Here is a 13,391-nt window from a genome sequence, read left to right as displayed (position 1 = left end):
TGTCCCGCCGAATTTTAGTTCTGGAGCCCTTCTTGATGACCGGCACGTCCCCGTCCGATTTCGCCAAACGTCTGGACAAGACCGCTGATGACACCGAGGCCCTGCTCGGGCGCCTGCTGTCGGACGACATCCTGCCCGATGAGATCGCCCGGCCCAAGCGACTGATGGACGCAATGCGCTATTCGAGCCTCAACGGCGGCAAGCGCCTCCGGCCCTTCCTGGTGGTCGAGAGCGCGGCCGTGTTCGGCGTGTCCCGCGAAGCCGCGCTGCTCGTCGGTGCGGCGCTCGAATGCATCCACTGCTATTCGCTGATCCATGACGATCTGCCGGCGATGGACAATTCGGACCTGCGCCGCGGCCGCCCGACCCTGCACAAGAAGACCGACGACGCGACCGCGATCCTCGCCGGCGACGGCCTCCTGACACTCGCCTTCGACATCATCACCCGCGACGAGATTCATCGCGACGCCAATGTGAGGCTTTTGCTGACCCGCGCACTCGCGCGCTGCGCCGGCATCGGCGGCATGGTCGGCGGCCAGATTCTCGACCTCGCCGGCGAAGGCCGCTTTGGCGGCAACGAGCCGATCGACGTCGCCCGCATTCAGCAGATGAAGACCGGCGCGCTGCTGCGCTACGGCTGCATCGCCGGCGCGATCCTCGGCCAGGCCTCGCAAAAGGAATATCAGGCGCTCGACGATTACGGCCGCGCGCTCGGCGAAGCCTTCCAGATCGCCGACGACCTGCTCGACGTCGAAGGCGATGCCGCCGCGCTCGGCAAGCCTGCCGGCGCTGATGCAGCGCTCGGCAAGACCACCTTCGTCACCCAGCTCGGCATCGAAGGCGCCAAGCAGCGCGTGCGCGATCTGCTCGCGCGCGCCGACAGCGCCGTGTCGATCTTCGGCGAACGGGCCGCCGTGCTGCAAGCGGCTGCGCGGTTCGTGGCCGAACGGAAGAGCTGATAGCGCGATGGCGGGCGGCAGCAAGGAAGACCCCGCCCTCGCCCGCTTTCGCAAGATGTCGCGGCCGATGCGGCTGATTTATGCGCGTCCGCGGACGTTCATGTCGCTTGCCGTTGGTATTCTCGTCTGCCTCCTCATCCCGGGTTCGCACCGGCTGGTCACGCGGCTTCTGTTCGGCTGGGATGCGTTGATCGCCGTTTATCTGGTGCTGGTCTACGCGATGATGCTGTGCAACGACCACCAGCACATCCGCCGCGCCGCAGCGATGCAGGACGACGGTCGCTTCGTGATCCTGCTGGTGACGGCGATCGGCGCCTTCGCCAGCATCGCCGCGATCGTCTCCGAGCTTGGAACGCCGCATCGCGGCGGCCTGGAGCTGAGCATCGCAATCACCACCATCGTATTGTCATGGGCCGCCGTGCACACAATCTTCGCTCTGCATTACGCGCATGATTATTACCGGCACGCCACGCCGGGCGGCCTTCAGTTTCCCAGCGGCGACAAGGAAGACCACGCAGATTACTGGGACTTCGTCTATTTCTCGTTCGTGATCGGCATGACCGCGCAGGTCTCCGATGTCGGCATCTCCGACAAGACCATCCGCCGCACCGCCACCGCGCACGGCATCGTCTCATTCATCTACAACACGGCCTTGCTGGCGCTGACGGTCAACATCGCGGCGAGCGCGATCTCGACCTGAACTCATTTCCGCAATCCTAGTTACAGACCTCGGCATTGCCATCGTTGCCCGGGCCGCCGCCGCCGCGATATTCGAGATGGCAGCCGCGGTTGACCGCACGACAGCCACTGTTGTTGCAGAATAGCTGTCCGCCACTCGAGCGGCGGCTGGCGCCAGCGGCAGCAGCGATGCCCGCAGCGCCACCAAAGCCGCCGGCCGCTCCGGCAGCCTCACCGCCGGCCTGACGACGCTGCCGTGCGGGACGCTCGTCGCCGTCGTCCCGCTTGGCGGTCGCAGGCTTGGCGGCACGCTGCTTCTCGCACTCGTTGTCGTCGTTGAGCGCATAGCCATCACGGCAGACGATCTTGGTGCATTTGTCGCCGTCGGTCTTGAAGCCGTGCTCGCAAACCAGCGGACAGACGCGCGACTGTTTCGACTTGACCGTGTCGAGTGCATCGGTGCTCGCCACCTTCACGTCGAGCTTGGTGCCGGCATAACGGTTGAACTGCGATAACGACCGCTGCGCGGATGTCGTCCAGTTGCCGTCGGCGGCGCCGGAGAAGCAGCCGACGCGGCCGAGCTCGGTCTGTACCGAGCGGCTGAGATCGGCCGGCGCGATGGCCGGCGTCAGCGAGGCGACGTTGGTGCCGGCGGGGCCCGCCGTGCTGGCGGGCGCTGCACTCGGCGCCGCGGCGGCGAGATTGACGCGCTGCTGCTCGGCAGCGGCCGCCTGCTGCTGCGCCTGCTCCTTGGCCTTTTGCGCCGCAAGCTGTATCTGCTCGGCGGCCTCCGCATCGGCGGCTGCCTTGGCCTGCGTATCCTTCTGCGCGCCAAGTGCGGCAAGACGATCGCGCTCGGCCTCGGCCTGTTTCGCCTTCTCGGTGGCCGCCGCATGAGCCTGCTCGGCGCCGATTTTCTCGAGTTGCAGCTTGGCAAGGCTCGCATAGAAGCCGTCGGGATGCTGGGCGAGAAAGGCCTCCCACGCCGGCCGGTTGCCGACCTGGAGCGCGAGCTCGTAATCGCGGCGGATGTCGGCCTGAGGGTTGGGCGCGGGCGCAGCGGCAGCCGCAGCGGTCACCTTGACCGGCACCAGCGGCACGTCCTCGCCGCCGAGCGAGCCATAGACGAACGGCTCCTGCTTATTACCTGTCGACTTGAGCACGTCGTCGCGCACGAAGCCGAAGGCACGGCGGACGTCGAGGCCGGGCCTCGTCAGATGCTTCGACAGCGCCACCGTAAAGGGGCTGTTCGCACCGTCGCCATCCTGCGCCGTGAAACCGGCCTTGGCCGAATAGGCGATCAGCGTGTTCGAGCTGGTCGGCTCGACCTGGGCGAGGCCGCGGCCGACGCCGCGCGAGGCGATCGTGCGCTTCATGGTCTTGCCGAACGGATTGTCACGGCAGGCATCCAGGATCACCAGGCGAAGCTGCTTAGCCGGTTCGACCGCGACCAGGACGCGGTCGAGGGAGAGCGCCTCATCAAAGACGTCGGTGTCACGCTCCAGCTTGGCGTCGACAGGGATCAGATAGTTCGAGCCTTCGACCTCGAGGCCGTGGCCGGCATAATAGACCACGGCGATATCGGCATCGCGGGTCCGGTCGGCGAATTCGCGCAGCACACGCCGGGTTTCCTGCGCCGTCAGGTCGTGCCGGGAATCGACGATGTCGAACCCGGCCTCCTTCAGCGTCCGGGCCATCACCGAACCGTCATTGACGGGGTTCGTCAGCGACGGCGCATGCTGATAGGCGGAGTTGGCGATCACGAGCGCGACGCGCTTTCCGGCGAAAGCAGGCCCGGCGCCGAATAGCAGCGCGACGGCGAGGAGGACTGGGCAAAGTCTGAGCAATTTGCGCATGACACGAGTTCCGATTTCGGGGCGGTTCGCGCCCTTTGGGACGGCTTTAGCAGGGTCCGTCGCGGACGCTTGTAACGGAGGTCACGAAGATGGCGCCGGCGGCAAGCCGAAAGATCCCTTTGTTCGTTGCGCCAGTCCGGCCGCGATCCGCCGCCAAACAGGTGCGCAGAGGTTCCCTCAGGCATCCCCGATGTGGCCCCGATATTGAGGCAGATTATCCGTAATCTCGTGCCAGGGCGCCTTCGAGCCCACGAAAATGTGGGCGCTCGGTCGGATCGAGGGGGCATCGACCAGGGTTCCCATAGCGACGTGGACCCATTTTCCGTCGCGCACCCGGGAATAAAGCAACGAGCCGCAGCGGGCGCAGTGGGCGTCGTGGGTGGTTTCTTCACCGTAGATGGTGAGCTGGTTCTCGCCTCTGACGATGCGGAGCTTGCCCTGCTCGATGCCGGCGAACGGCTTGAAGGCAGCGCCGGTGGTGCGGCGGCAATTCGAGCAATGGCAGTTCATCGCATAGGAGAACGCGTCCGCTACCTCGTAGCGCACGGCGCGGCAGCAGCATTCGCCGATCAGGAAGGGAGCGTTCGAATTCTCTGATCCGGTCATCACGGCGTCCTAGCAAATGGTACGGACACCATAGCGCATTTTGACGTGTACGACTAAGTTCGCCCTGAGCCATCATTCAAAGGGATGACCCATGAGCCAGAACCGTTCGAGCGTCGAAGCCGTCGTGCAATCTTACTTCGACGGACTTTACGAGGGCGACGCCGAAAAACTCGGCGCCATCTTCCATCCCACCGCCGATTTGCGCTGGGTCGAGAAGGGCGAGCTGCAGGTGCTGACCGTGCCGGACTGGCTCGACCGTGTGCGCAAGCGCCCCTCCGGCAAGGCCGAAGGCAAGGCGCGCGAGGATTTCATCGTCACGATTGACCGTTCGGACGACAAGACCGCCTTCATCAAGGTCCGATGCCAACTGCCGCCGCGTTTTTTCACGGACTATCTGGTGGCTATGAAGCTCGCCGATGGCTGCGAAGTCTTACCGGTATGATCTGCGAGAGTGAGGGGCCTAATCTTCCGCTGCCCGAAATCGGGCACACTCCTCCCACATCCTCCGTCATTGCGAGCGCAGCGAAGCTAGCCAGAGTCTTTCCGCGGAGGAAGACCGGATTGCTTCGCTGCGCTCGCAATGACGATGCGGATGGAGTGCATGCCGCATCTCTCCTCCGCCCCCGTCTCGCTCAAAAGGTCCACCATGCTTCTCGACCGCCGTTCGCTGCTCGCCTCGCTGTACTGGATCGCCGCCTCCCCCGCGCTCGCCGCAGACGCGCAGCCTGAGCTCGAAACCTATGAGCGCGAGAGTGGCGGCCGGATCGGGGTCTATGCCGAGAACCTCGCGACCGGCGCAAGGCTCGCCTGGCGCGCCGACGAACGGTTCGTCATGTGCTCGACATTCAAGGCTTCGCTGGCGGCATGCGTCCTGGCGCGGGTCGATCGTGGCGAGGATCAGCTTGCGGCCATGATCCCGTACGGCAAGGCCGACCTGCTGGAGTACGCACCGGTCGCCAAGCAGAACATTGCCGCCGGCGCAATGTCGGTCACCGAGATGTGCAAGGCGATCGTCGAGCTCAGCGACAACACCTGCGCCAATTTATTGCTGGCGCGGATCGGCGGTCCCGCCGCACTCACCGCGTTCTGGCGGTCGCTCGGCGACACCGCCTCGCGGCTCGACCACAACGAGCCCGAGCTCAACCGCTCACCGCTCGGCGATCCCCGCGACACCACGACGCCGGCGGCGATGGCAGGCAATCTGCGCCGGCTGCTCACGGGCGAGGCGCTGTCGGCCACCTCGCGCGCGCAGCTCACGGAGTGGCTAGTGGGCTGCAAGACCGGTGCGAACCGGCTGCGTGGCGGGCTCCCCGCAAGCTGGAAGATCGGCGACAAGACCGGCAACAACGGCAAGGACGCATCCGGCGACATCGCGGTGGCCTGGCCCAAGCCCGATACGAAGCCCGATGCACCGATCCTGATCGCGGCCTATACCCAGGGCGGCACGCCGAGCGCGGCGCAGATCGAAACCGTGTTCGCACGCATCGGCCGCATGGTGGCCGAACGGCTGGCGTAAAGCCGCACGCATTGACGTTGCGACCGCTTCCGGGTGAAGACAGACCATCATGGAAGCGAAATTTCAGACCTTTCTCATCCTGCTCGCCGTGCTGGCGGGCACCGCGCTTGTCGCGCGCCGCTTCAACATCGCGCCCGCCATTCTGCTGATGCTCTCAGGTGTCGGCCTTGCCTTCGTGCCGGGCATGCCAGCGGTCGAACTGCCGCCGGAACTGGTGCTGCTGATGGTGCTGCCGCCGCTGATCTACTCGGCGAGCGTCGCGATGAGCTGGCGCGAGTTCAAAAAGAATCTTCGCCCGATCGTGCTGCTGGCGGTCGGTGCGGTGATCTTCACCGCGGCGTTGGTCGCAACCGCCACGCATTATTTCATCGGCCTGCCCTGGACGATCGGCTTCCTGCTCGGCGCCATCGTCGCGCCGCCCGACGTGGTGGCGCCGCTCGCGATCGCGCGCCGGCTGCATCTGCCGCGCAGGCTGATGGTCATCCTCGAAGGCGAAGGGCTCGCGAATGATGCCACCGCTCTGATCCTCTACCGCTTCGCGCTCGCCGCAATCATGGTCGGGCAATTCTCGCTGCCTCTGGCAGGCGGCGAGTTCTTGCTCATCGTCGCCGGCGAGATCGCCTTCGGCATCGGCGTCGGTTGGCTCTCCCTGCGGTTCCGCAAATGGTCGGGAGACCCGCAGGTCGAGCTGACACTGTCGCTGATCACGCCCTACGTGTCCTACTGGCTGCCCGAGCATCTCGGCGGCTCCGGCGTGATCGCCACCGTCGCCTGTGGCCTCTATGTGAGCTGGAATGGCCCGCTGCTGATCTCGGCATCGACGCGCCTGCAAGGCATCTTCTTCTGGGACCTCGTGATCTATCTGATCGAGGGCTTGCTGTTCCTGCTCACCGGATTCCAGATGCGCGCACTCTACGAGAAATCGAAGGCGTTCCCGCTCGACGACATCATGATTGCGACTGCCGTGGTGCTGGCGGTGGTCGTGATCGCGCGCTTCGCCTGGCTCTATCCCGCGACCTATCTGCCACGAATGCTCAGCAAGTCGCTGCGTGCGCGCGATCCGTCACCACCATGGCAATGGCCGTTCGTGCTTGCGTTCACCGGCGTGCGCGGCGCGGTGTCGCTGGCGGCAGCACTGGCGCTGCCGTTCACGCTGCCGGGCGGCGAGGCCTTCCCGTTTCGCGACCTGATCCTGTTCGTCGCGTTCGGCGTCATCTTCATCACACTGATCGGCGTCGGCCTCACGCTGCCCCCCGTGGTTCGTTGGCTCGGTGTCGCGGAAGCCGGTCGCAACGAGCATGCCGCCGAGCACGAGGCCGAGATCGCGGCACGGCGCCAGGCCCTCGACGCGGCGCTAAAGTCGCTCGACGCGCTGACCGAGGAAAAGGACGTGTCCGACGAGGTGATGCGGCTCCTGCGCGCCCGCCACGAGATCCGGGTCAACCAGCTGCCGGACTCGCTCGATCCCACCCACCACGACGTCTCCGCCGCCGGCACCGCCCTGACCCGCGGTCTGATCGCCACCGAGCGCAAGTTCATCCACGAGCTGCTGCGCGAGGGCCAGATCACCGACGAGACGCGGCGGCGGATCGAGCGCGATCTGGACCTGGAGGAGGCAAGCTTGGCAAACCGGGAGTACCGGGGTGGGCCGCTATAGATTCCCGTCATTGCTAGGGGCGCGAACTACCGCCTCTCGCAAAATTCCCTCATCGCCACCGCCACGGCGCCCGCAATGATCTCCTGCCGCTCCGGGGAGTTCATCGCCATCTCCTCGTCGCGGTTGATGATGGAGCCCGCTTCGAGCAGCACTGCGGCGCTGCGGGTCTGCGAGAGCACAACGAGCCCGTCATAGCGGTAGACGCCGACATCCTTGTCGAGCAATTGGAGCCGGTAGCGGCCCATCACCGGCAGGGTGTACTGGCTGGCATAGTGCAGGTCCTGCTGCTTCAGCTGCCTGCCGATCATCCGGGCCAGCATCAGGCTGGCGGCGAAGTGCGGATTCCGCTGCGACACGAACAGAGAGTGGCCCGAAAAGCGGTCGCTGAAATAGCTGTTCGCGCCGTCGAACTCCCAGCTCCCGAGCAGCTTGTCCGGCACCGAATCGTGATGGATCGACAGGAAGAGATCGGCCCGGGCGTCATTCGCGGTGCTGACGCGCTTGAACAGGCTCGGCCGCGCCTTGCCGTCCGTGACGAGCAACCGGGTCGCGGCAAAGCCTTCGGCCTTGAGCCTCGCCGTAATCAGACTTGCAAGCCGGAAGTTGAAGCCGAACTCCGTGTCGTTGCGCGCGCTCAACGCGCCGTAGGAGTCCGGGGTGTGCCCGACATCCACGAGGATCCGGAATTTCGACAGCTCACACTTGACCGGCGCGTGCGGCGGCTTGGGTTTCGCGATTTTCCGCGCGATAGCAGCATGACCAGAGTCTGCAGGCGCCAGCGACCATAGCAAGATCGACGCGACCAGCGTCGAGACGAGACTTGCGATGATGCTGCGCGGCTGTCCCAAGTACTACTCCGCTGCCGCTGTTCGCGGCCGGCCGACAAAGCCTGTGACGTCACCGAAACGCTCCAGCATCACCGCGGAAAGGTCCTTGGCCTTGCTGGTGACGCAGGCGCCCGAGCGCACGGCATAGCGATCCTGATGCGCGGCCTGCGGCGGCGGCTCGCCCTGCTGAAGCGCCCGCGCCAGCTCCATCACGACTTTCCGGAAATGCATGATACCGAGATCGGTCGGACCGAGATGCTCGCGGGTGCGGTCGGCGATCGGGCCCTGGCTGTCCTGCACGGCCGCATCCTGTTCGGAGACGCCCTTGATGCCGGTGTAGCTCCTGGTCTTCTGCATCTTGCGGTCGATCAGATAGTCGTTGCCCTTGTGGCGCAGCGGCACGTAATTGTCGCCAACCTCCGCGATCACGCCGTTGCCGCGGTCAAAGACGTCGCGCTCGGCTTGCGTCAGCGGCCGTTCCGGATTCCAGGCATAGGTGTAGATCCAGCAATTGGTGTCGGTGACGGGCACGAAAGTCTGCCCAAAGATGTTCTCACCCGGCATCGCGCTCGGGGCATAGGCGTGGAACGGCATCAGAAATTGCGCAATGCGCCAGTAGATGTTGTCGCCGCCGGTGAGCCGCCCGCCGGCGATGGTGAGGCCCGCTGCGTGCGCGGCGATCTTGATCACAGGGCGCGGATCCTCCGCGATCCAGCGCATGTGATCGCTCGACATCCGCGCGATCGGATTCACGAAATGCTTCTTGATGTCCAGGATCTCGTTCTCCTCCTTGTCGAAGGAGAGATGGGCGAAGGTGAAATGCGCGGTGTCGATCGAGCCTTCCAGCGCCTGCACCCAGTTGCAGTCCTGCCATTTCTTGCTGACATAGCGGTGCGAGGCCGGCAGCAGTGCCATTTCGAGATCGGGCAGCTCGGGCATCGCATCCGCGGGACCCATATAGGCCCAGATCATCTCGCCCCATTCGCGCGCCGGATAGGATTTGATGCGGATGAGATCCTTGGCGTTGAGGTCGGGATAGGAGGTCGGCATATCGACGCAGCGGCCGTCGGTGTCGAACTTCCAGCCGTGATAGACACAGCGGATGCCGCATTCCTCGTTGCGCCCGAGCCAGAGATTGGCGCCGCGATGCGGGCAGTATTGATCGATGATTCCGACAACGCCGCGCGTATCGCGGAAGGCGAGCAGCTCCTCGCCGAGAACGATGATCTTCTTCGGCTCGCCGTCGGGTTCAGGGAGTTCTTCGGACAGCAGCACAGGAATCCAGAACCGGCGCAACAATTCGCCCATGCCCGTACCAGAGCCCGACTCGGTCAGGAATTTGTTGTCCTCGGCGCGGAGCATGGAAAATCCTCCCGACGGTCGTTGTTGCCGGCAAGATTGGCGCGGACGCGGGAAGACGTCAACGCGGAACGCGGCGCGCAGGCCGGTTAAACCGGCCGCTCCCCCTTCACCGTCACGCGCGTGCCGGAGCGCGTGTGCGGCCAGTAATCCCACATCGCGCGGTGCTGGGTGCAGCGGTTGTCCCAGAAGGCGATGGCATTCTCTGTCCAGCGAAAGCGGCACTGGAACAGCGGATTCTCGGCGTGCTGGTAGAGATAGGCAAGCATCGCCTCGCTCTCGTCGCGCGGGATGCCGTTGATGTGGCGGGTGAAGCCGCGGTTGACGTAGAGCGCCTTCTTGCCGGTGACCGGATGCGTGCGCACCACGGGATGCTCGGCACTCGGATAGGACGGGCGGTCGGCGACGCCGTAATTGGCGTAGAGCCCGCGATAGATCGGCTCGCCGTCATGCAACGCAGTCAGCCCGTCGAGATAGGCCTTCATCCGGTCCGACAGCGCCTCGTAGGCCGCATACATGTTGGCGAACAGCGTGTCGCCGCCGCGCGGCGGGCACTGCTTGATGTAGAGGATCGAGCCCATCGGCGGCTCGTGATCGCAGGACACGTCGGAATGCCAGCCCTCGCCATTGGCTCGCGGCGAATTCGCATCCGCATAGATCTTCATCAGGGCCGGGTCTTCATCCTCATGCGGCGCGGCGGGATGGAAATGCAGCTCACCGAACTTGCGGCCGAAGGCGAGATGCTGTTGTGGCGTGATGTGCTGGTCGCGGAAGAAGATGACGAGGTTTTCGGCAAGCGCGCGGTGGACCTCGTCCATCTGCCGGTTGGAGCGCGCATCGTCGGAGACGAGCTTGCCGATGTCGACGCCCGAGATTTCCGCGCCGATGATCGGGGTCAGCTTTTCGACCGCGATGGTCTCGTAAGGCGCGCCGTCGTCCGTCGCGTGGCGATAGCGCGGGCCCTGCTTGCCGGCGAGTGAGCTCATGGCGTGTCTCCCGATGCATTCTTGCTTGGGAGCATCGTAGCAATGTAGGGCGGCTTAGCGAAGCGTAACCCGCCACTTCGCGCCTGCAAAAATAAGGCGGGTTACGCTTTCGCTAACCCGCCCTACGATTCCTGATCTGGAGCAGAACTATTCCGCCGCGGTCACCGGCACCTTGGCGCCCTGGCCGTAGCGCTGCTCGATGTAGTCGATCACGAGTGCTTTGAAGTCGGCGGAGATGGTCGGGCCGCGCAGGGTGCGGAACTTCTTGCCGTCGACGAACACCGGGGCAGCCGGCGCCTCGCCCGTGCCCGGCAGCGAGATGCCGATATTGGCGTGCTTGGATTCGCCGGGGCCGTTGACGATGCAGCCCATCACCGCGACGTTGAGCTCTTCCACGCCGGGATATTTCGTCTTCCAGGTCGGCATCTCGTCGCGGATGAAACCTTGGATCGAGCTGGCCAGTTCCTGGAATGTGGTCGAGGTGGTGCGGCCACAGCCGGGGCACGCCGCAACCAGCGGCACGAATGTGCGGAAACCCATGGTCTGCAAGAGCTCCTGGCCGACCTGCACCTCGCGGGTGCGGTCGCCGCCGGGCTCCGGCGTCAGCGAGATGCGGATGGTGTCGCCGATGCCCTGCTGCAACAGGATGCCGAGCGCGGCCGAGGACGCCACGATGCCCTTGGTGCCCATGCCGGCCTCGGTCAGGCCGAGATGGATCGCGTAGTCGGAACGGCTGGCGAGATCCTGATAGACCGCGATCAGATCCTGCACGGCCGAGACTTTGGCCGAGAGGATGATGCGATTCTTCGGCATGCCGAGTTCCTCGGCGCGCGCGGCCGAGAGCAGCGCGGATTGCACCATGGCCTCGCGCGTCACCGCGCGCACGTCGCGCGGATCGGGGGAGGCGGCGTTCTCGTCCATCAGCTTGGTCAAGAGCTCCTGGTCGAGCGAGCCCCAATTGGCGCCGATGCGCACCGGCTTGTTGTTCTTGTTGGCGATCTCGATGATGTCGGCGAACTGGGTGTCGCGCTTGTCCTTGAAGCCGACATTGCCGGGATTGATGCGATATTTGGCGAGCGCCTCGGCGCAGGCCGGATAGGCGGCGAGCAGCTTGTGGCCGATATAGTGAAAGTCGCCGATCAGCGGCGTGGTGATGCCGCGCTTGAGCAGGCCGTCGCGGATGTGCGGGACGGCAGCGGCGGCCTCCTCGCGGTCCACGGTGATGCGGACCATTTCGGAGCCCGCGCGGGCGAGCGCTGCGACCTGGGCAATGGTGCCGTCGATATCGGCGGTGTCGGTGTTGGTCATTGACTGCACGACGATCGGGGCACCGCCGCCGACGGCAACGTCGCCGACCTTGACCTGGGTAGTCTTGTGCCGGGGCGCGGGGCCCGCAACGTCGGAATCGATGGTTTTTTCGAGCTTGTTCATGGCGTCCAAATATCAGGTTTTGGTGACGTTCAGCAATGCATCGCGCGGCGCCGCAGCGGATTGACTGGGACGGTTAACCAGAAAAAGCCCAGCAATGACAAGGACGGCGGCAGCCCCGAATGTCAGGTTCAGCGTGTCGTGCATGATGAAATAGCTACCCACCACGCCAAACAAAGGGGTGATGAAGGTAAAAGCCGACAATTTGCTGGCCGAATAGGTCTTTACCAGCGCGAACCAAAGCGTGAACGTGGTTCCCACGACCCAGATCGCCTGGAAGGCCATCAGGCCCAGCGACAGCGGCGACGGGGTGTGGGGGATGGTCTCCCCGAAGAGCCAGGCGGCCAGCCCCAGGATCGGGATCGAGGTCGCGACCTGATAGCCCAGCGCCTTCTCGGGCGCCGCGAAGCGCAGCCGCGTGCCCTTGGCAACCAGCGTGGTCGCCGCCCACAGCGCCGCGCCGCCGACGATCATGAGATCGCCGAGCAGAACATGCGAATCGACGTTGGGCTGCGGCACGCCGATCGCGAGCGCGACACCAGCAAAGCTGATGGCGAGCCCCAGCCATTGGGTCCCACCAAGTCGCTCGCCGAGCACTTGGTAGGAGCCGAGCGCGACGAAGAACGGCGCGGTGTAGAGGAACACGACCGCCCGCGACGCCGGCGTGAAGCGCAGGCCCTGGAAGATCAGCACGAACTCGATGCCGAACATCAGTCCGGCGATCACGCCGGGCTTCCAGGTGCCGTCGCGCTCGAAGAATTTAACGCCGCGCAAGCTGCCGATGATGAACAGCACCGGCAGCGCGCCCATCGAGCGGAACGTGGCCTGAAGCATCGGCGGAATGTCCGGCAGCACCAGCTTCACGGCGATCTGGTTGAACCCCCAGGTCAGGCACAGCATGAGCATCAGGGCGATGGCGCCGGCACTGAGGGGACGACCGGCGGACGGTATGGCTTGAGGTGAGGACATTTCTTCCTAAAAACCGGCTTTGCGCCGTTGTTGCTCTATGCGGCTTTCTGACAATGCGCACAAACGCCCGTGATTTCCACCACCGACAATTTGGGAGCGAAGCCTGAGCTGCGCGCGGCGGCGTTGAGGTCCCTGACGAAGGAAGCCGACGGAATCTCACCGACCAGGCCACAGCGCTCGCAGATCAGGAACGTCACCGCAGAAGTCGCGTCGTGATCGTGAGCGGCGCAGGCGAGATAGGCGTTGCGGCTTTCGATCCGGTGCACGAGACCGTTGGCCATCAGGAAATCGAGAGCACGATAGACCGTGATCGGCGCCGGCCGCTGCATCGATTTCGCCAGCTCGTCGATCACCTCATAGGCGCCGAGCGGCCGGTGGCTCGAGAGCAGCGCCCCCAGCACATGGCGGCGTATAGGCGTGAATTTCTGCGCGCGCTCTCCGCAGACGGCCTCGGCATGCGCCAGCGCATCCGCGGTGCAGCGGCCGTGATCGTGGTCGGGCGCGGGAAATGCCGGTCTTGCAAGGGTCATGCGACCGGCGTTCTAGCATT

12 protein-coding genes and 1 pseudogene are annotated in these 13,391 nt (G+C 65.1%); 5 read left to right on the top strand and 8 right to left on the bottom strand.

The genetic code is table 11. The features are described from left to right. The first annotated feature begins 35 nt into the window (after positions 1-35). Complete coding sequence (locus AC0L3B_RS32915; protein WP_085361935.1) at positions 36-959, top strand: polyprenyl synthetase family protein; 924 nt, start codon at positions 36-38, stop codon at positions 957-959. Positions 960-966: 7 nt separating this feature from the next. Next, positions 967-1,659 (top strand): DUF1345 domain-containing protein, encoded by a 693-nt coding sequence (locus AC0L3B_RS32910; RefSeq protein WP_085349782.1) that lies wholly within the window; start codon positions 967-969, stop codon positions 1,657-1,659. A gap of 16 nt (positions 1,660-1,675) precedes the next feature. Here AC0L3B_RS32910 and AC0L3B_RS32905 read toward each other — a convergent pair whose 3' ends face one another. After that, positions 1,676-3,493 carry a caspase family protein gene (locus AC0L3B_RS32905; RefSeq protein ID WP_085349781.1) on the bottom strand — a complete coding sequence of 606 codons (1,818 nt, stop codon included), beginning with the start codon at positions 3,491-3,493 and terminating at the stop codon, positions 1,676-1,678. Positions 3,494-3,670: 177 nt separating this feature from the next. Next, the gene (locus AC0L3B_RS32900) at positions 3,671-4,099 is read right to left on the bottom strand and encodes a GFA family protein (protein ID WP_473381718.1); all 429 of its coding nucleotides are present in this window, start codon (positions 4,097-4,099) and stop codon (positions 3,671-3,673) included. Positions 4,100-4,190: 91 nt separating this feature from the next. Between AC0L3B_RS32900 and AC0L3B_RS32895 the strand changes: the two are divergent. From AC0L3B_RS32895 to AC0L3B_RS32885, 3 genes and pseudogenes are all read left to right on the top strand, one after another. Further along, positions 4,191-4,554, top strand: a pseudogene (locus AC0L3B_RS32895) (nuclear transport factor 2 family protein). Between the two features lie 191 nt (positions 4,555-4,745). Continuing rightward, complete coding sequence (gene bla, locus AC0L3B_RS32890) at positions 4,746-5,615, top strand: class A beta-lactamase (protein ID WP_473381728.1); 870 nt, start codon at positions 4,746-4,748, stop codon at positions 5,613-5,615. Positions 5,616-5,664: 49 nt separating this feature from the next. Beyond that, positions 5,665-7,272, top strand: a complete 1,608-nt coding sequence (locus AC0L3B_RS32885) for a Na+/H+ antiporter (protein ID WP_085385517.1) — start codon at positions 5,665-5,667, stop codon at positions 7,270-7,272. 26 nt (positions 7,273-7,298) lie between these two features. Here AC0L3B_RS32885 and AC0L3B_RS32880 read toward each other — a convergent pair whose 3' ends face one another. From AC0L3B_RS32880 to AC0L3B_RS32855, 6 genes are all read right to left on the bottom strand, one after another. Then, the gene (locus AC0L3B_RS32880; protein ID WP_473381717.1) at positions 7,299-8,120 is read right to left on the bottom strand and encodes an N-acetylmuramoyl-L-alanine amidase; all 822 of its coding nucleotides are present in this window, start codon (positions 8,118-8,120) and stop codon (positions 7,299-7,301) included. Positions 8,121-8,123: 3 nt separating this feature from the next. Next, positions 8,124-9,461, bottom strand: a complete 1,338-nt coding sequence (locus AC0L3B_RS32875) for a Rieske 2Fe-2S domain-containing protein (protein WP_377787810.1) — start codon at positions 9,459-9,461, stop codon at positions 8,124-8,126. An 86-nt stretch (positions 9,462-9,547) separates the two neighbouring features. Continuing rightward, on the bottom strand, positions 9,548-10,444 hold the full coding sequence (locus AC0L3B_RS32870) for a TauD/TfdA dioxygenase family protein (protein WP_204513101.1): 897 nt from the start codon (positions 10,442-10,444) through the stop codon (positions 9,548-9,550). 147 nt (positions 10,445-10,591) lie between these two features. Next, positions 10,592-11,875, bottom strand: a complete 1,284-nt coding sequence (gene ispG / locus AC0L3B_RS32865; protein WP_018455912.1) for a flavodoxin-dependent (E)-4-hydroxy-3-methylbut-2-enyl-diphosphate synthase — start codon at positions 11,873-11,875, stop codon at positions 10,592-10,594. A 12-nt stretch (positions 11,876-11,887) separates the two neighbouring features. Further along, positions 11,888-12,841 (bottom strand): DMT family transporter, encoded by a 954-nt coding sequence (locus tag AC0L3B_RS32860; RefSeq protein ID WP_007615962.1) that lies wholly within the window; start codon positions 12,839-12,841, stop codon positions 11,888-11,890. A gap of 35 nt (positions 12,842-12,876) precedes the next feature. After that, a complete protein-coding gene (locus AC0L3B_RS32855) occupies positions 12,877-13,371 on the bottom strand; it encodes a Fur family transcriptional regulator (RefSeq protein WP_377787807.1) in 495 nt (164 codons plus the stop codon). Positions 13,372-13,391: the final 20 nt, after the last annotated feature.

Source organism: Bradyrhizobium sp. Kon56, assembly GCF_055807635.1.
Note: the sequence above shows the minus strand (reverse complement) of the source record. Positions and strands in the feature narration are given on the sequence as shown.